Below are 17,546 nucleotides of genomic sequence, written 5' to 3' on the forward strand. Positions count from 1 at the left end.
ACTCGTACCTGCGGAGGCGCCACCATGCCCCATGACAGCCGGTTTCGCCGCGAGCTCGGTCAACAGCTGCGGGTCGACTCGGTACGGGCGTCGGCGGCGGCCGGTTCCGGCCACCCGACCTCGTCGATGTCGGCCGCCGACCTGCTTGCCGTGCTCGTCGACGGCCACCTGCGGCTCGACTACACCGATCCGGGCAACCCGGACAACGACCACCTGATCTTCTCCAAGGGCCACGCATCGCCGCTCTACTACGCGGTACTGAAGGCGGTCGGCGCGATCGACGACGCCGAACTGCTCACCTTCCGCAAGTTCGGCTCCCGGCTGGAGGGCCACCCGACGCCGCGCATCCCCCCGACCGATGTGGCGACCGGCTCGCTCGGCCAGGGCCTGCCGATCGGTGTCGGCCTGGCGCTCGCCGGTGCCCGGCTGGACCGCACCGGGTACCGGACGTGGGTGCTGTGCGGCGACTCCGAACTCGCCGAGGGGTCGATCTGGGAGGCGTTCAACTACGCCGGCTGGGCGAAGCTCGCGAACCTGACTGCGATCGTCGACGTGAACCGGCTCGGCCAGACCCGCGAGACGATGTTCGGCTGGGACCTGGACGTCTACCGGGACCGGGCGCTCGCGTTCGGCTGGCACCCGATCGAGGTGGACGGGCACGATGTGGACGCCATCGACCGCGCGTACGACGAGGCGCAGGCCACTACCGACCGGCCGAGCGTGATCCTCGCCCGTACGGTGAAGGGCAAGGGGGTGGCGGCGGTCGCCGACCAGCCCGGCAAGCACGGCAAACCGCTGGACGATCCGGACGCCGCGATCGCCGAGCTGGGTGGCGAGCGCGACCTGCGGGTGTCGGTACCGCACCCGGAGAAGGCGACGCCGCACAGCTTCGCCGCGCCCGGTGCCGCCCCGCCCCGGTACGAGCTGGGGGAGCAGGTCGCCACCCGGGCCGCGTACGGCAAGGCGCTCGCGGCGCTCGGCTCGGCCCGCGGCGACATCGTCGCGCTCGACGGCGAGGTGTCCAACTCGACGCACGCCGAGGACTTCCGCGCCGCCCATCCGGACCGGTACTTCGAGATGTTCATCGCCGAGCAGCAGATGATCGCCGCCGCGGTCGGCATCCAGGTACGGGGCTGGGTGCCGTACGCGTCGACGTTCGCCGCATTCCTGTCCCGCGCGTACGACTTCATCCGGATGGCCGCGATCTCCCAGGCCAACCTGCGGCTGGTCGGCTCGCACGCGGGGGTGTCCATCGGCCAGGACGGGCCGTCGCAGATGGCGCTGGAGGACTTCGCCGCGATCCGGGCGGTGCACGGCTCCTGCGTGCTGCACCCCTCCGACGCCAACCAGACCGTGCAGCTGGTGGCGGAGATGGCCGACCGGCGCGGCATCAGCTACCTGCGCACGCTGCGCGCCGCGACCGAGGTACGCACCCCGGCGGACGAACCGGTGCACATCGGCGGCAGCCGCGTCGCGCTCGGCCCCGACGCCACCGGCGCGGCGGTACTGGCCTGCGGCATCACCCTGCCCGGGGCGATCGACGCGGCGCAGCGGCTGGCCGCCGAGGGGGTGCGCGTCCGGGTGCTGGACTGCTACTCGATCAAGCCGCTGGATCGCGACGCGGTGCTCGCCGCGGCCGACGAGTGCGCGCTGCTGGTCACGGTCGAGGACCACTGGTCGGAGGGCGGTCTCGGCGAGGCGGTACTGGCCACGCTCGCCGACGCCAACCGCCACCCGACCGTGCGTCGCCTTGCGGTACGGGGGATGCCGGGGTCCGGGACACCGGCCGAGCTGATGCACGCGGCCGGCATCGACGCGGACGCCATCGTCGCCGCCGTCCGCGCGGCCCAGGAAGCGTCTTCGTAGCCCGGTGCCCGTAACCGGGGTCCGGTGTCCGGTGCCTTGGAGCCCGGAACCCGGTGCCCGGAGCCCGGTGCCCGGAGCTCGGGGGCCGGCGCTGGAGCCCGGAGGCCGGGGGACGTCCTCGCGGTCGGTCAGCGGCGGCCGAGGGCCGGCGGAGTGGCGCGGTACCGCGGCGGAGTGGTGCGCGGCGAGCGGCGGCGCAGGTGCCACCGCCAGCCGGCGCCGACGGTGGCCGCCGCCGCGCCGGCGATCGCGGCCGCCGCCAGGCAGAACGTCGGGTTCACCGCGGCGCCCATGCCGACCAGGGTGACCACGCAGGCCAGCAGGGCGCCGATCGCGGTGCGGCAGAGCCGCCCGGCCTGCTGGCTGACCGGCGCGAGGCGGCCGAGCCGGTCGGCGAGCCCCGGATCGTCCTGCTCGACGGATCGTGCGATGATCTCCAGTTGCCGCCGCTCGTACTCGGTCAACGACATGGCCCTGCCTCGTGGACGTCGCGTGACTGTGGGCGCTCCTCGGGCCGTGACGCCCGGTACCGCCGCTGTCAGTGTGCCAGCAGCGCGACCGGGCGGCCGCGTACTGTGACCGGGCCGACGTGTGAGCTGTACCGTCCGGACGGCCGCTGAATGTCCATAGTGGACGATCATGGCGCCGGCCGGCCGCCGGACCACCGCACCTTATGATGTGCCGCATGACCACGCGCGGCTACACGGCGACCAAACCGCAGCTGCTGACCCGGCTGCGCCGCATCGAGGGCCAGATCCGCGGCATCGAGCGGATGGTGGACGAGGACCGGTACTGCATCGACATCCTGACCCAGATCGCCGCGATCCAGGCCGCACTGGACAAGGTGGGCCTCGGCCTGCTCGACGGGCACGCCCACCACTGCATGCAGGAGGGCGCCGAGGAGGGCCGCGCGGACGAGATGACCGAGGAGATGATGTCCGCGGTCGGCCGCCTGCTGCGCCGCGGCTGACCGAATCCGGCCGTGCCGGTGCCCGGTCCGGCCCGGCAGGCTGCCCGATCGGCGTCCGCCCTCCGCTACCGGCGCCGCTGCCGTACCGTGCTGCTGAGCGTGGGAGATCGGAGGTATGGCGTGGTTGCCCTGAACGCGAAGACGGTCCGGCGGCTGCCCGACGAGGTGGTCGTGCCGGGGTACGACCGCAGCCGGGTGACGGTGGGCATCGTGCACCTGGGCGTTGGCGGCTTCCACCGCGCGCACCAGGCGATGTACCTGGACCGGCTGATGGCCGCCGGCGAGGCGCTGGACTGGGGCATCTGCGGCGTCGGGGTGCTGCCGGCGGACCGGGCGATGGCCGACGCGCTCGCCGCCCAGGACCACCTGTACACCCTGGTGGTCAAGCACCCGGACGGGCGGTACGAGCCGCGGGTGATCGGGTCGATCGTGGACTACCTGTTCGCCCCGGACGACCCGGAGGCGGTCATCGAGAAGCTGGCCGCACCGGCCACCCGGATCGTCTCGCTGACCGTGACCGAGGGTGGGTACAATCTGCACCACGTTACCGGGCAGTTCGCCGCCGACAACCCCGACGTGCAGCACGATCTCGTGCCCGGGGTGGCGCCGAAGACCAGCTTCGGGCTGATCGTCGAGGCGCTGGCGCGGCGGCGCGACCGCGGCATCGCGCCGTTCACCGTGATGTCGTGCGACAACCTGCAGGGCAACGGCGACCTGTCCCGGCGGGTGTTCACCGCGTTCGCCCGGCTGCGCGACCCGCAGCTGGCCGACTGGATTGACGCGAACGTCCGGTTCCCGAACTCGATGGTGGACCGGATCACGCCGGTGACCACCGACGCCGACCGGGCCGAGATCGCCCGCCGGTTCGGTGTCGAGGACCGCTGGCCGGTGGTGTGCGAACCGTTCACCCAGTGGGTGCTGGCCGACGACTTCGGCGCCGGCCGACCCGGCTACGAGAAGGTCGGCGTGCAGGTCGTCGACGACGTCGAGCCGTACGAGCTGATGAAGCTGCGGCTGCTCAACGCCAGCCACCAGGCGCTGGCCTACTTCGGCCACCTCGCCGGCTACCGGCTGGTGGACAGGGCGGCCGCCGACCCGCTGTTCGCCACGTTCCTGCGGCAGTACATGGACCGCGAGGGCACCCCCACGCTCGCCCCGGTGCCCGGCGTCGACCTCGACGCGTACCAGGCGAGCCTGCTGGAGCGGTTCGCGAACCCCGAGGTCCGTGACACGATCGCCCGGCTGTGTGCGGAGAGCTCCGACCGGATCCCGAAGTGGGTGCTGCCGGTGATCCGCGCGCAGCTGAAGGCCGGCGGCCCGATCGACCACGCCACCGCGGTCGTGGCGAGCTGGGCCCGCTACGCCGAGGGCGTGGACGAGCAGGGCGAACAGATCACCGTCGTCGACCCGCTCGCCGACCGGCTCACCGCGGCGGCGAAACGGCAGCGCAGCGAGCCGCTCGCGTTCCTCGCCGACCGCAGCATCTTCGGCGACCTGATCGACGACGAGCGGTTCACCGCCTCCTATCGGGCCACCCTCGACTCCCTGCACACCGTCGGCGCCCGCGCCACGTTGGAGGGTCTCGTCGCCGGCTGACCGCGGCGCCGGCTGGTCGGGCGCGGGGTCGTGCCACGGTTCGGCCCCGGCGTGCGGTGCGGGTCAGCCGACCAGCGGGACGAAGGTACTGGTGCCGATACTCACCGCGAGCGCCGCGGCGGCGAGCAGCACCCCGAACGCCAGGACCAGCCGGTCGGCACCGGTGAACGGGTGCCGGCGGGCGAAGGTGCGCGGGGTGCCGGCGTCGAAGCCGCGCGCGTCCATCGCCGTGGCCAGCCGGCCGCCCCGCCGTACCGCGCCGACCAGCAGCGCGAACATGGTGGCGGCGAACAGCCGGAAGCGGGCCAGCGGGTTCGCGCCGCCGTCGATGCCGCGGGCCCGGCGGGCAAGACCGAGCAGCTCCCACTCGTCGGCCAGCAGCGGCAGCAGCCGGTACGCGGCGAGCGCGCCGATCGCGAACCGGGCCGGTACCCGCAGCTGCTGTACCAGGCAGTCGGCGAGGTCGGTCGGGTCGATGGTGGCGAACGCGACCACCCCGGGTAGCGCGATCGCGAGTACCCGCAACCCGAGCGCGCCGCCGACGGCCAGGCTCACCGACGACAGGTGCAGCGGCCCGAGCTGCAGGTAGGTCGTCCCGCCCTGATCGGCGGCGAACAGCATGTTCGCGCTGCCGACCAGGACCGCGCCGACCAGCACCGGCCAGCCGCGGCGCAGCAGCCGGCCGTAGTGCAACCCGCCGAACGGAAGCGCCGCCAGCACCCCGAGCAGCGCGACCGTCGGGGTCACCGGGTCGATCGAGGCGAGTACGGCGAGCGACACCGCCAGCGCGGCGCCGAGCTTGGCGAGCGGGTTGAGCCGGGAGACCGGGGCGTCCGGCGGTGCGGCGGCCGGCGCGATGCGCATCACGCCACCTCGGCCGGTGCGGTCAGCCGGCCGCCGGCCAGCGTGACGGTACGGTCGGCGAGCGCGTCGACCAGATCGGTGTCGTGCGTGACGACCGCGAGGCCGCGGCCGCCGTCGGCAAGCTCGCCCAGCAGCGCCACCGTCTCCCGCCAGGTACGCAGATCCTGGCCGAACGTCGGCTCGTCGAGCACCAGCAGCCGGGGGGCGGCCGACAGCGCGGTCGCCACCGACAGCCGGCGCTGCTCCCCGCCGGACAGCGAGTACGGGTTGGCGTCGGCAAGGCGGCTCAACCGCAACCGGTCGAGCAGCTCGTCCACGGTGGCGGCGATCTCGGCCGCCGGTCGGTGCAGCCGGCGCGGACCCAGCGCAAGCTCGTCGCGCACCCGGGCGGCGACGAACTGGTGTTCCGGGTTCTGGAACACCGAGCCGATCCGGCCAGCCAGCGCCGCGGCCCGCCACCGGTGCGGCGGCCTCGCCGCCGACCGACCGTTTCGCGCGGGCGTCGCGGTCGAGCGGTTCGGCCACCGTCCGGTCGATCGGATCGGCCCCCGCGCCGCCGACGGGTCGGTCAGCGCCGGTTCGGCGACCACCCGGCCGGTACCCGGTGCGAGCAGCCCGCCGAGCAGCAGCGCCAGCGTCGACTTGCCGGATCCGTTGTGCCCCAGCACCGCCAGCACCTGCCCGGCCGGTACCGAAAGGTCCACATCGGACAGTGCCGGGGTGCTGCGGTCGCGGTGCGTGTAGCCGAGCCGCTCGGCGCGCAGCAGCGTCGGCCCCGCCGTACGGGCCGGGTGCGATCCGGCGTGCACCGAGCCGGGCACCCACACCCCCTGCGCGGCCAGGGTTTCGCCGTGCTCGGCGAACACCTTCGCCGGCGGGCCGTCGACCGCGACGCCGCCGCCGGCGGCCAGCACCACCACCCGGTCGATCAGCGGCAGTGCCTCGGCGACCCGGTGCTCCACCAGGATCATGCTGCGCCGCCGGTCGGCCAGCGCGCCGGCGATCGCGGCGCGCACCAGCTCGGCGCCCGCCGGGTCGAGGTTGGCGGTCGGCTCGTCGAGCAGCAGCAGCTCGGGGTCGGGCGCGAGCACCCCGGCCAGCGCGAGCCGTTGCTTCTCCCCGCCGGACAGCGCATCGGTGGCCCGGTCGCGCGGGTAGCCGAACCCGACGGTACGCAGCGTCTTGTCCACCCGAGGCCAGATCGCCGCCGGTGGTACGCCGCGGCACTCCAGCCCGAACGCGACGTCGTCGCCGCTGCGCGCCATCACCAGCTGCGTCTCCGGGTCCTGGAACAGGATCCCGGGCCGGTGCGTACCGCCGGGCGGCCGGCCGTCGAGCAGGATCTCGCCGGCCGACTCGCCGGTGTCGGTGGGCAGCAGGCCGGCGATGCCGGCCAGCAGCGTCGACTTTCCGGCACCGGAGGCGCCGAGCAGCAGCACCCGCTCGCCTGGCTCGACGTGCAGGTCGACGTCGCGGACGGCCCAGGCCGAGCGGCCGGCGTGCCGCCAGGAGAAGCCGCGTACCGCAAGGGTGGTCATGGCGTCACACGGTGCTCGCGCGCTCGCGGCCGGCGCCGAACCGGTCGAGCACCCCGGTGCCGGCCATCGCCCGTACCAGCGCCCAGCCGAGCAGCCCGGCGAGCAGCAGCCCGCTGACCGCGCCGAAGCCGGTGTAGGCGAGCTTCCAGCCCCACGCCCAGCTCGGGTAGTAGGTGAACCACTCCCAGACGGTCGCGAACACCGCCGCCGCGGCGCCCGCCAGCATGGCCACCGGCAGCTTGAACACCCGGTAGGCGAACAGCGCGAAGATCAGTTCCGCGCCGAGCGCCTCGACGAAGCCCTCCAGTACCGAGGTGAGGCCCCACTGGTTCCCGATCAGCGACTCCACCAGCGCCGCGATCACCTCGACGAACAGCGCCGCGCCCGGCTTGCGAATGATCAACCCGCCGAGTACCGCGCCGAGCATCCAGATGCCGATGCCCAGGCCGCCGGCCGGCTTGAAGAAGTCGAACGCGGTCCCGAACACGCCCCACAGCAGCGACCACGCCCAGAACACGACGCCGATCGCGACGCCGAGGACCGCCGCCACGACGATGTCGATCGTGCGCCATCTCAGGCTGCGTGTCGTGTCACCCATCGCTGTACCTCCCAGTCCGTGAACCAGGAGGAGCCACCCGTACCCGGCCATGCCGGACACGGCGACGTGCCGCGACGAGACGTCGACGGCACGCCGAACTGCGTGAGATCCAACCGAACTCCCTGCGCTGGCATTACCCAGATCAGGTTCGAGGGTCTGCGAACCGGCGGCACCGGTGTCGCACTCTCAGCGTCGTGCGCTCCCCTGTCGATATGCGAGGACCAGCCGGCCCTCATGTTGTCGACCTCGACCCTAGTGCCCAGCCGCGCGCAGCTCAATCGCTCGCGTCGACGGTGTGCCCGCCCTAACAGACGCCGGCGGTACGCGCGGCCCGTTGCCGAGGCGGGCCGGGGGAGATGATTCACAGCGTGTTCGCAGGCTGTTGGCCGGTGGGCGCCGGGTTGGCGTGACAGCCTCGAACGCGTTGACATCGCACCCCCCGGATCGGGAGGACGAATGATCAGGCGCTGGGGAGCCGTCCTGATGGCGGCGGCCGGGCTCACCGTGGCGGTGGGCACACCGGCCGCGGCGAGCAGCAACGTTCCGCGGACCCGCCACCACACCACATCCGGGCGGCCCAACCAGACCATCACCTTCGCCCGCACACCCGACCTCGCCGGCCCGGTGATCCGGGTGACCGCGCGCGGCCCGATCAACGGCTTCGGCACCGCCCGGGTCGTCGACTTCGCCGCCGACGAGGCGACCGGTGGCTTCCGCGGCATCTGGGACCTGGCCTTCGGCGCCGACACCATCCGGTACCAGTTCCGCGGCGTCGCCCGGGACCAGCGGCCCGGCCCGTCGACGCCGGCCGAGATCACCGGGTCGACCGGCCTGCTGATGCCGCTCGGCGGCGTCCAGCAGGCCGCGCGTGACCTGCCGCAGCGGTACGACGCGCTGGTCGCCGGCGATTTCCGGTTGCTGGCGGGTACCGGCCGGCTGGCCGGAATCGGCGGTTCCGGCACGTTCCACGGCTTCACCATGCCGGCCGAGGTGACGCCGACCCTTCCGGCCAGCGACTGATCGCCCGTCCGGCCAGCTCCGGCACGCTGTGTGTGATTTGGCTACCAGTGGGTAACACCGACGAGTAGCCTCGAGAGTGCAGCCGGAGCAAGGGGGCCGAGATGACGGCGACCGTACGCGACGAGCACCCGGGCGGACACGTCGACGAGGCGACCGCCCGCGAGACGGCCGAGCAGGCCCGCGAGACCGAATGGCGCAAGCCGAGCTTCGGCAGGGAGCTGTTCCTCGGCCGGCTGCGGTTGGACCTGGTCCACCCGCACCCCGAGCCGGACCCGGCCGACGTCGAACGCGGCGAGGCCTACCTCGCGAGGGTCCGCGAGTTCACCGCGACCCGCATCGACGGGCGCCGGATCGAGCGCGAGGACCGGATCGACGACGACACCCTGCGCGGCCTGCGCGAGCTGGGCGCGTTCGGGATGAAGATCGACCCGGCGTACGGCGGGGTCGGCCTCTCGCAGTACTACTACGGCCGGGCGCTGATGATCATCTCCTCGGCGTCCCCGGCGGTCGCCGCGCTGCTGTCCGCGCACCAGTCGATCGGCGTACCGCAGCCGCTCAAGCTGTTCGGCACCGAGGCGCAGAAGCGCCGGTACCTGCCGCGCCTCGCGGCCGGCGAGATCAGCGCCTTCCTGCTCACCGAGCCGGACGTCGGCTCCGACCCGGCCCGGCTGGCGACCAGCGCCACCCGTACCGACGACGGCGGGTACCGCATCGACGGGGTGAAGCTGTGGGCCACCAACGGCGTGCTCGCCGACCTGCTGGTGGTGCTCGCCCGGGTGCCCGACGCCGGGATCACCGCGTTCGTCGTCCCCGCCGACGCCGAGGGCATCACGGTCGAGCGGCGCAACTCGTTCATGGGCCTGCGCGGCCTGGAGAACAGCGTCACCCGGTTCGACCGGGTGTACGTGCCGGCCGCCGACCGGATCGGCGCCGAGGGCCAGGGCCTCAAGATCGCCCTCACCACGCTGAACACCGGCCGGCTGGCGCTGCCGGCGCCGTGCGTAGGCGCGGCGAAGTACAGCCTGGCGGTCACGCGACAGTTCGCCGCCGCCCGGGTGCAGTGGGGCAAGCCGGTCGGCGCGCACGAGGCGGTGGCCGGCCAGCTCGCCGAGCTGGCCGCCGGCACGTACGGGATGGAGGCGGTGCTGGATCTGTGCGACCTGCTGGCCGACGACGACCGCAACGACATCCGGATCGAGGCCGCGATCGCCAAGCTGTACGCCTCCGAGCTCGGCTGGCGCATCGTCGACGCCGCGATGCAGATTCGCGGCGGCCGCGGCTACGAGACGGCCGACTCGCTGGCTGCCCGCGGCGAGCGACCGATCCGTACCGAGCAGTTGCTGCGGGACATGCGGATCAACCGGATCTTCGAGGGCTCCAGCGAGATCATGCGGCTGTTCATCGCCCGCGAGGCGGTCGACCAGCACCTGTCGGTCGCCGGCGAGCTGATCGACCCGAAGGTGGCACTGCCGGGCAAGGCGCGGGCCGGTGCCCGGGCCGGCGCGTTCTACGCGCGCTGGCTGCCGGGCCTGACCGTCGGCCGCGGCCAGAACCCCGCCTCGTACACCGAGTTCGGGCCGCTGGCCCGGCACCTGCGGTACGTGGAGCGGGCCAGCCGGCGCCTGGCCCGGTCCACGTTCTACGCGATGGCGCGCTGGCAGGGCGGACTGGAACGCAAGGAACGGTTCCTCGGCCGCATCGTCGACATCGGCGCGGAGCTGTTCGCGATGACCGCCGCCTGCGTGCGCGCCAGCCGGGACGAGCGCGCCGGCTCGCCGCACGCGGCGGCCTCGGCCGAGCTCGCCGACCTGTTCTGCGTGCAGGCCACCGCGCGGGCCGAGGCGCTGTTCGATGCGTTGTGGCGCAACGACGACGAGCTGGCACGGCGGGCCGCCGCGCGGGTGCTCGACGGCCGGTACGCGTTCCTGGAGGAGGGCATCCTGCCGCCGAGCGACGACGGCCCCTGGGTCGCCCACCACGAACCCGGGCCGGCCACCGTACCCAGCGTCCGCCGCCACGTACCGCGCTGATGCTGCACCCACCGCCCGGCCGCGTCGATCATGGTGTCCGGTGTCGAGACGAGCGCCTCTCCTCGACATGACGCCATGATCGACGCCGGGGTCGGCGTCGGGTCAGCGGGACAGCAGGCAGAACTCGTTGCCGTCCGGGTCGGCCAGTACGGTCCGGTCGGCGGCACCCTGTTCCGAGTCGAGCCGGGTCGCGCCGAGCGCGAGCAGCCGGTCGAGCTCGGCCGCCGGATCGCCGTCCGGCGCGAGGTCGAAGTGCAGCCGGTTCTTGCCCAGCTTGGGCGCGACGGGCGGGCCGCCCCAGGTCACCTTGGGCCCGCCGTGCGGCGACCGGATGGCCGTCTCCTCGTCCTGGTCCCACACCAGCGGCCAGCCCAGCGCCTTGCTCCAGAAGTACCCGACGGCCTGGGAACCGTCACAGGACAACGCGCCGAGGAAGCCGCAGTCGGCGAGGAAGCGGTTGCCGGCCGGCAGCACGCAGAACTCGTTGCCGTCCGGGTCGGCCATGACCGCGTGGTCGGCGTCAGGGCCCTGCCCGATGTCGATGTGCCGGCCGCCGAGTTCCAGCACCCGGGCCACGGTCTGCTCCTGCTGCTCGGCCGAGGCGCTGGTGAGGTCGAAGTGGATCTGGTTCTGCCCGCGTTTGGGCTCGTCCGAGGCCAGACATCGGATCCGGAACCCGGTGTCGTCGGTGGGTGTCAGCGCGGCGCCGGCCGGGTCGTCGGCCGGATCCCAGCCGAGTACGCCGGCCCAGAAGCGGGCCAGATCGGCAGGGTCGTGCGCGTCGAAACAGAGCGCGTCGAGGCGGGCCATGGCGAAAGCTCCGATCCATTCTGGCCGGGGCGGTACCCCAGCTGTGAGGAAGGCCACGCTAAGCGGAGCGTCGGCCGCGTCGCAACCGCATTGGCCCGGCCTCACCCGCCCACCGCGTCGAGCAGGGCGCGGCCGAGCGCGGCGTGCGCGCGTACCGCCGGGTGGGTTCCGCCGTAGTCGTCCGGGTCGCTCAGCCCGTCGGCGAGGAACGCGAACGTGGCCGCCGGCGCGCCGTCGAGGTCGAACACGATGCCCACCTCGTGCCGGCGGTCCTCGTCCGCGCCGTGCTTGACCGCCGCCCGCCGGCGCTGCGCCGACGACAGGTACCGGCGCACCCCGTCGCAGTACCCGGGCTGCGCCCAGCGCATCGCCCGCAGCACCGTGTCGGTACCGGCCGGGGAGAGCAGCGCGCCGGTCGCGAGCCGGCGCAGCAGCTCGTGCGTCTCCCGGGCGGTGGTGGTACCGAGAAAGAAGTGCCGCTCGTCGGCCGGCAGCGGCTGCACCCGGGTGTGCCGGAACCCTTGCGCGGCAAGGAAGTCGTTGATGCGGGGACCGGGCAGCAGCCGGCCGAGCAACCGGACCGCGGTGTTGTCGGAGCCGTTCACCAGCGCCACCACCAGGTGCGCGACGGTCAGCCGGTCACCGAAGGCCGCCTGCAGGTGCAGCGTGCCGGTGCCGCCTGCGACCAGCTCCGCGGTCAGCTCGACGGTGTCGGTCAGCGCCAGCTCGCGGCGGTCGACGGCGGCGAGCGCAGCGGCCGCGATCGCCACCTTCTGCACGCTCGCCGCGACCACCACCGCGTCCGGGTCCGCATCGAGCACCGTCTCGCCGAACACCGTCAGGTACGAGTGCCAGCGCCCGCCGGCCGCCCCGGTACACCGCGCGTAGGTCGCGGCGAGCCCGTCAGCCGGCGCAGGACGGGCAGTCACCGAAGATCTCCACGGTGTGCGAGACCTGCCGGTACCCGTGCTCGGCAGCGACCTTCGCGGCCCACTGCTCGACCGCCGGACCGGCCACCTCGACCGTCGCGCCGCACCGCCGGCAGACCAGGTGATGGTGGTGGTCCCCCTGCCGGCACCGCCGGTACAGGTGCTCGCCGTTGGGCGGGCGCATGGTGTCCACCTCACCGGCGTCGGCGAGCGCCTGGAGGGTGCGGTACACCGTGGTCAGGCCGACGGCGTCGCCCTGGCCGCGCAGCATCGCGTGCAGGTCCTGCGCGCTGCGGAACTCGTCGACCTCCGACAGCAGCTGCACCACCGCCGCCCGCTGCCGGGTGGCCCGCCCCATCGGCCGCCCCTGGGTCACGAGCCCTCCCCGGCGGCGACGGCCGGCTCGGCGGTGACGGCCGGCTCGGCGGCGTCCCGGTTGATCGGCTCCGGCTCGCGCGAATGGCTGACCGCGTCGGCGACGATGTGCGCCACGTGCTGGTCGGCCAGCGAGTACGCGATCTCGCGGCCGCGGCGCCGGCCACGCACCACGCCGGCACCCTTGAGCACCCGCAGGTGCTGGGAGACCAGCGGCTGCGGCGCACCGATCGCATCGACCAGCTCGTGCACGCAGCGCGGCCCCGCGGCGAGCTCGGTGACCACCGCGATGCGCAGCGGCGCGGCCAGCGCGCGCAGCAGCTCGCCCGCCGCCTGGTAGTTCTCGGACGCGTTGGGCATGCTCATCGGCCGCACCACGGGCAGCACGCGACAACAGCGGTCATGTCACCACCGTATCGCTCCCGCGGCGGCGCCCGAGCGGGCCGACGGTCACCCGCGAGACCGCGGCCCGGCCGGTCAGGCCAGCTTGACCACCGCGATGATCACGAGCACGGCGATCAGCAGCAGCTGCATCGCCCGGCGGGCCGCGAGCAGCCGTGGCCAGGTCACCCGCAGCACCGCGACCAGCCCGGCCGCGATCAGCAGCAACATGATCGCGCCGACCAGACCCGGGGCGAACAGTCCGACCAACACCACGGCCAGGGCGAAAAGGAACACTCCGGTACGCGGCAGCCCGGCCAGCCAGGCGAGCAGCACCTGCGCCCGCCGTGCCACCGGTGAACCTTCCGACATAGTCACCGACCCTAGCGCCGTCGGCGCCGCCCGGTGGGGCCGCGCCCCGACGAAACTCCTCCCGGCATGCCTGCCACAACCCTCCGGTGCCGCGTACCGGCGCCGGGCGGTACCGGTAGCGTTGCCGGAAACGAGGTACGGATCGATGCGTGGGGGACGTCGTGCTGGTGGTCAACCGATTCGTGCTGGGCGCCGGCCAACTCGACGAGCGGGACGTGACCGGGCCGGACGCGGATGCCGAGCGCGACTTTCTCAGCCGGGCCGAACCGGCGCTCGCGGCGCTGGCCGGCTGCACCGGCTTCGTGCACGGCGAGCTGGGGCGCGCGGTCGACGATCCGACCCGCTGGTGCCTGGTGACCCGGTGGGCGTCCATCGGCGCGTACCGGCGGGCGCTCGGCTCGTACCAGGTGAAGATCGCCGCGACCGCGCTGCTGGCCGAGGCGGTCGAGGAGCCCGCCGGGTACGAGGTGCTGCGCGGCGCCGACGCCGACGGCATCCGCGTCGAACACAGCGATCGGGCGCCGGGCGAGGCCAACCGCCCGCCGCGGCGGTAACGACATGGACCGCCGGCGCGAATGTTCACTCGCCAGCCTCGGCCGGCTGCGGCAGACCGGCCATGATCGACCGCGAGTGGCGCGGTGACCACGCATCGGTCAGGATCGGCGAGTGATGCCCCGGCTGGTTACGATCACCGCAAACCAGCAGACCGGGGGAGCCGACCGAACATGATCGTCAGCGGGGCGTGGGGAGCGTGCGGATGACCGGCCCCACCGGTGACTCTCCCGAGCCGGACCGCCCCGCGGCGCCGCCGGGCTGGACGCCGCCCACCCCACCAGGCGGGCAGCCGGCGTGGACCCCGCCGTCGTCGCCCGGCCCCCCGCGCCCGGCCAGCCGCGGCCCGTCCCGCCGCCCGGCAGCCAGCCACCGCCCCCGGCCCCGCCGGCCGGCGCGCCAGGTGCGCCACCGGCCGCGTCGCCGCCGGCACGGCCCCCGGCCGGTGCGCCGCCATGGACCGGCGGGATGCCGCCGGCCGGAGCCCAGCCGCCCGGGATGCCGCCTGCTGGTGCCCAGCCGCCCGGGATGCCGCCTGCTGGTGCCCAGCCGTCCGGGATGCCGCCGGCCGGGCCACCCGCACCGCCGTCCGAGCCGGCCGGGCCGCCACCGCCGGCCGGACCCGGTGCGGTCGTGCCGTTCACCGCCGCGCCGCGGGAGCGCAACCCGCGGGTCTGGATCGGCCTCGGCGTGGTTGCCTTCCTGGTCGTGCTGTGCTGCGGCGGTGGGATCGCCGGGATCTTCGGCTACGGCACCTACCAGGAACACCAGATCTCCGCCGCCGCCGACAAGTTCCTCGTCGCGCTGGAGGACCAGCAGTACGCGCAGGCGTACCGGATGCAGTGCCAGCAGGCGCGGGCACAGGAGAGCGAGCACGAGTTCGTCAGCCGGCTGGACAACCAGCCCCGGCTGGAGTCGCACCAGCTGTCGACCCCGCGGCAGTACCAGGGCAACACCGTGTTCGAGGTGCCCGCCACCCTGCAGTACGAGGGCGGCCAGTCCCGGTCGCTGGACGTCATCGTGGTGGGCAGCAGCGCCGGTGGCGGCGTCGGCTGGCAGGTCTGCGGTACCACCGGCTGACCGGTCCCGACCGGCGCCGGGGCGGGCCGAATCCGGCTCGATCCGATTTCTGCCGGCGAGTACTCTGAACAGCTCCGACGGACGGTAACCAGCGGCACCGACGAGCGTTGTGCTCGGTGACGTCAATGTCCCCGCCGACCGCCAGCCGGATGGAGGAGCTGTGCCTGTGGACCGCATCGATGCGATCGTGAGCCTGGCCAAGCGCCGTGGCTTCGTCTTCCCCTCCAGCGAGATCTACGGCGGGTCGAAATCCGCCTGGGACTACGGTCCGCTCGGCGTCGAGCTGAAGGAGAACGTGCGGCGGGCGTGGTGGCGCTCCATGGTGACGTTCCGGGACGACGTGGTGGGGCTCGATTCGGCGGTGATCCTGGCGCCGGAGGTGTGGGCCGCGTCCGGTCACCTGACCGAGTTCGTCGACCCGCTCACCGAGTGCCAGTCCTGCCACAAGCGGTACCGCGCCGACCATCTCACCGAGGAACACACCGCCCGGCACGGCGCCGCGCCGGCCAGCCTGGCCGACCTGACCTGCGCCAACTGCGGCAACCGCGGCACCTTCAGCCCGCCGCGCAACTTCAACGGGCTGGTGCGCACCTCCCTCGGCCCGGTGGAGGACAGCTCGTCGACCCACTACCTGCGGCCGGAGACGGCGCAGGGGATCTTCGTCAACTTCCTCAACGTGATGCAGTCGTCCCGGCGCAAGCCGCCGTTCGGCATCGCGCAGGTCGGCAAGTCGTTCCGGAACGAGATCACCCCCGGCAACTTCATCTTCCGCACCCGCGAGTTCGAGCAGATGGAGCTGGAGTTCTTCTGCAAGCCGGGGGAGGACGAGCAGTGGCACGAGCATTGGCTCGCCGAGCGGTGGCGCTGGTGGACCGATCTCGGACTGTCCGAGCGCAACCTGCGTCGCAACGAGCATCCGGCGGCGAAGCTGGCGCACTACGCCAAGCGCACCGTCGACATCGAGTACCGCTTCGGCTTCGGTGGTAAGGACTTCGACGAGCTGGAGGGCGTGTCGAACAGGTCCGACTTCGACCTGCGCACCCACTCCACCGCGTCCGGCACGGACCTGTCCTACTTCGACCAGGAGAACGGCGAACGCTGGTTCCCGTACGTGATCGAGCCGGCCGCGGGCCTGACCCGCGCGGTGCTCGCCTTCCTGCTGGAGGCGCACGACGTGGACAAGGCGCCGAACACCAAGGGCGGCATGGACTCCCGGACGGTGCTGCGGTTCGACCCGCGGCTGGCGCCGGTGAAGGTTGCGGTACTTCCGTTGTCGCGCAACCCACAGCTGTCACCGAAGGCCCGCGGGCTGGCCACCGACCTGCGCCGGCGGTGGAGCGTGGAGTTCGACGACGCCGGTGCGATCGGCCGGCGGTACCGGCGGCAGGACGAGATCGGTACCCCGTACTGCGTGACGGTCGACTTCGACACGCTGTCCGACAACGCGGTCACGGTTCGCGACCGCGACTCGATGAAGCAGGAACGGGTCAGTCTCGACCACGCGGAGGCATACCTCGCGGAGCGGCTGCCCGGCTGCTGAGCGACGACGCGGCGAGGGCCCGACACCGTGCGGTGTCGGGCCCTCGCTGTGGGGGGACGTGCTGCGGTTGGGGGGGGGGGGGGGGGGGGGGGGGGGAACCGCGGTACTGCTACGGGCAGGGCAGCGCGTTGACGATCGCGGTCGCCCGCACCTCGTCGTCCGCGTACGCCGACGGGAACGCCGACACCTGGACCCGCTGGGCCGCCACGGTCACCGGCAGGTGCTGCCAGCCGGGGATGCGCAGCAGCGCCTGGTAGAACTTGGTCGCCGAGATCTCCGGGTTCATCAGCTGGTTCAGCGAACCCCAGTTCGGCTGCTGCTGGAACAGCCCGACCGACAGGTGGTCGGAGCCGACCGCCTGGTGCGCCATCCGCATCGACGCCGGCAGGTTCACGTTGGCGTAGTTGCGCAGCTGGCTCTCCTGCAGCGCCGTCGACAACGCGATGATCTGGCCGCGCTTGCTGATGTGCATCTTCCGGCCGGCCCGCATGATGGCGCGGGCGTTCTGGGTCTGCAGCCTGGACAGGTCGGTGACCCGAGCCGGCGCGGTGCACCGCTTGGCGCTGCGCGAGGCCTCGGCCGCCTTCTTCTTGCGCGCGGCGTCGTCGGCCTTCTTCTTGGCGTCGTCGGCCTTCTTCTTGGCCGCGGCGTCCTCGGCCGCCTTCTTCTTGTCGGCTTCGGCCTGGGCCGCAGCCTGCCGGGCCCGGACCATGTTGGCCGAGACCCGCTGGCCGGAGGCCTGGATCCGCTGCCCGGACAGGTCCACCGCAGGCTTGGCCTCGGTGGTTGCCGCGACGGGCTTCTCGTGACTGGACGTGTCAGATGTGGGGGAGGCACTGGCCAGCGATGCACCAAACAGCGCGGGGGAGCACGCAATCACCGCAGCCAGCACCACGCGCAGACGCGCGCGATTCATGGCAGTCCTTCGGTATAGGGGGTTTGGGGGGTCTGGCACGCCGGGGGGACGTGCCGCGCCTCGACGCCTCTAACGCCGGGGCTGATCGAGTGGGAGCTCGATCCGCCTG

17 protein-coding genes, 1 pseudogene and 1 riboswitch are annotated in these 17,546 nt (G+C 73.3%); of the genes and pseudogenes, 8 read left to right on the forward strand and 10 right to left on the reverse strand.

The features are described 5' to 3' along the window. Window positions 1-24: 24 nt before the first annotated feature. A complete protein-coding gene (locus Asera_RS17075) occupies window positions 25-1,866 on the forward strand; it encodes a transketolase (protein ID WP_030449789.1) in 1,842 nt (613 codons plus the stop codon). 128 nt (window positions 1,867-1,994) lie between these two features. Here Asera_RS17075 and Asera_RS17080 read toward each other — a convergent pair whose 3' ends face one another. Continuing rightward, window positions 1,995-2,336, reverse strand: a complete 342-nt coding sequence (locus Asera_RS17080; RefSeq protein WP_030449788.1) for a DUF3040 domain-containing protein — start codon at window positions 2,334-2,336, stop codon at window positions 1,995-1,997. 206 nt (window positions 2,337-2,542) lie between these two features. On the opposite strand from Asera_RS17080, the gene Asera_RS17085 reads away from it, so the two are divergent. Further along, complete coding sequence (locus Asera_RS17085) at window positions 2,543-2,836, forward strand: metal-sensitive transcriptional regulator (RefSeq protein ID WP_225919041.1); 294 nt, start codon at window positions 2,543-2,545, stop codon at window positions 2,834-2,836. Between the two features lie 120 nt (window positions 2,837-2,956). Further along, complete coding sequence (locus tag Asera_RS17090) at window positions 2,957-4,432, forward strand: mannitol dehydrogenase family protein (RefSeq protein ID WP_030449786.1); 1,476 nt, start codon at window positions 2,957-2,959, stop codon at window positions 4,430-4,432. A gap of 63 nt (window positions 4,433-4,495) precedes the next feature. On the opposite strand, the gene Asera_RS17095 is transcribed toward Asera_RS17090, so the two are convergent. From Asera_RS17095 to Asera_RS17105, 3 genes are read right to left on the reverse strand one after another with little or no spacing between them, the layout of a single operon-like run. Beyond that, the gene (locus Asera_RS17095; RefSeq protein ID WP_157035214.1) at window positions 4,496-5,296 is read right to left on the reverse strand and encodes an energy-coupling factor transporter transmembrane component T family protein; all 801 of its coding nucleotides are present in this window, start codon (window positions 5,294-5,296) and stop codon (window positions 4,496-4,498) included. Further along, window positions 5,296-6,834 carry an ABC transporter ATP-binding protein gene (locus Asera_RS17100; RefSeq protein ID WP_030449784.1) on the reverse strand — a complete coding sequence of 513 codons (1,539 nt, stop codon included), beginning with the start codon at window positions 6,832-6,834 and terminating at the stop codon, window positions 5,296-5,298. Before Asera_RS17100 ends, Asera_RS17095 begins: the two co-directional genes overlap by 1 nt. 4 nt (window positions 6,835-6,838) lie before the next feature. Continuing rightward, window positions 6,839-7,432 carry an ECF transporter S component gene (locus Asera_RS17105; RefSeq protein ID WP_035298793.1) on the reverse strand — a complete coding sequence of 198 codons (594 nt, stop codon included), beginning with the start codon at window positions 7,430-7,432 and terminating at the stop codon, window positions 6,839-6,841. 101 nt (window positions 7,433-7,533) lie between these two features. Continuing rightward, window positions 7,534-7,648, reverse strand: a riboswitch (TPP riboswitch). Between the two features lie 240 nt (window positions 7,649-7,888). Here Asera_RS17105 and Asera_RS17110 point away from each other — a divergent pair. Together Asera_RS17110 and Asera_RS17115 are read left to right on the forward strand one after the other, a co-directional pair. Further along, entirely contained in the window at window positions 7,889-8,452 is a 564-nt protein-coding gene (locus Asera_RS17110) for a hypothetical protein (protein WP_157035213.1), read from the forward strand. Window positions 8,453-8,553: 101 nt separating this feature from the next. Further along, on the forward strand, window positions 8,554-10,482 hold the full coding sequence (locus Asera_RS17115) for an acyl-CoA dehydrogenase family protein (RefSeq protein WP_030449781.1): 1,929 nt from the start codon (window positions 8,554-8,556) through the stop codon (window positions 10,480-10,482). A gap of 102 nt (window positions 10,483-10,584) precedes the next feature. Here the strand turns inward: Asera_RS17115 and Asera_RS17120 are convergent, their stop codons facing one another. The 5 genes and pseudogenes from Asera_RS17120 to Asera_RS33805 form a co-directional block, all read right to left on the reverse strand. After that, window positions 10,585-11,292, reverse strand: coding sequence for a VOC family protein (locus tag Asera_RS17120; RefSeq protein ID WP_030449780.1), 708 nt, complete (start codon window positions 11,290-11,292; stop codon window positions 10,585-10,587). A gap of 101 nt (window positions 11,293-11,393) precedes the next feature. Continuing rightward, the gene (locus tag Asera_RS17125) at window positions 11,394-12,221 is read right to left on the reverse strand and encodes a serine hydrolase (protein WP_035298790.1); all 828 of its coding nucleotides are present in this window, start codon (window positions 12,219-12,221) and stop codon (window positions 11,394-11,396) included. Beyond that, complete coding sequence (locus Asera_RS17130) at window positions 12,196-12,579, reverse strand: Fur family transcriptional regulator (protein WP_030449778.1); 384 nt, start codon at window positions 12,577-12,579, stop codon at window positions 12,196-12,198. Before Asera_RS17130 ends, Asera_RS17125 begins: the two co-directional genes overlap by 26 nt. A 92-nt stretch (window positions 12,580-12,671) precedes the next feature. After that, window positions 12,672-12,962, reverse strand: a pseudogene (locus Asera_RS17135) (ArsR/SmtB family transcription factor); the annotation flags it as partial. Between the two features lie 111 nt (window positions 12,963-13,073). After that, the gene (locus Asera_RS33805) at window positions 13,074-13,496 is read right to left on the reverse strand and encodes a DUF6703 family protein (RefSeq protein ID WP_342344447.1); all 423 of its coding nucleotides are present in this window, start codon (window positions 13,494-13,496) and stop codon (window positions 13,074-13,076) included. Between the two features lie 2 nt (window positions 13,497-13,498). Here Asera_RS33805 and Asera_RS17145 point away from each other — a divergent pair, with 2 nt between their 5' ends. From Asera_RS17145 to Asera_RS17155, 3 genes are all read left to right on the forward strand, one after another. After that, window positions 13,499-13,903 (forward strand): antibiotic biosynthesis monooxygenase family protein, encoded by a 405-nt coding sequence (locus tag Asera_RS17145; protein WP_244843918.1) that lies wholly within the window; start codon window positions 13,499-13,501, stop codon window positions 13,901-13,903. A gap of 631 nt (window positions 13,904-14,534) precedes the next feature. Next, entirely contained in the window at window positions 14,535-14,981 is a 447-nt protein-coding gene (locus tag Asera_RS17150) for a hypothetical protein (RefSeq protein WP_157035212.1), read from the forward strand. A 160-nt stretch (window positions 14,982-15,141) separates the two neighbouring features. After that, a complete protein-coding gene (locus Asera_RS17155; protein ID WP_030449773.1) occupies window positions 15,142-16,521 on the forward strand; it encodes a glycine--tRNA ligase in 1,380 nt (459 codons plus the stop codon). A 109-nt stretch (window positions 16,522-16,630) separates the two neighbouring features. Here the strand turns inward: Asera_RS17155 and Asera_RS17160 are convergent, their stop codons facing one another. After that, window positions 16,631-17,437 (reverse strand): hypothetical protein, encoded by an 807-nt coding sequence (locus Asera_RS17160; RefSeq protein ID WP_157035256.1) that lies wholly within the window; start codon window positions 17,435-17,437, stop codon window positions 16,631-16,633. Window positions 17,438-17,546 lie beyond the last annotated feature (109 nt).

It is taken from the genome of Actinocatenispora sera (assembly GCF_018324685.1).
Taxonomy (GTDB): Bacteria; Actinomycetota; Actinomycetes; order Mycobacteriales; family Micromonosporaceae; genus Actinocatenispora; species Actinocatenispora sera.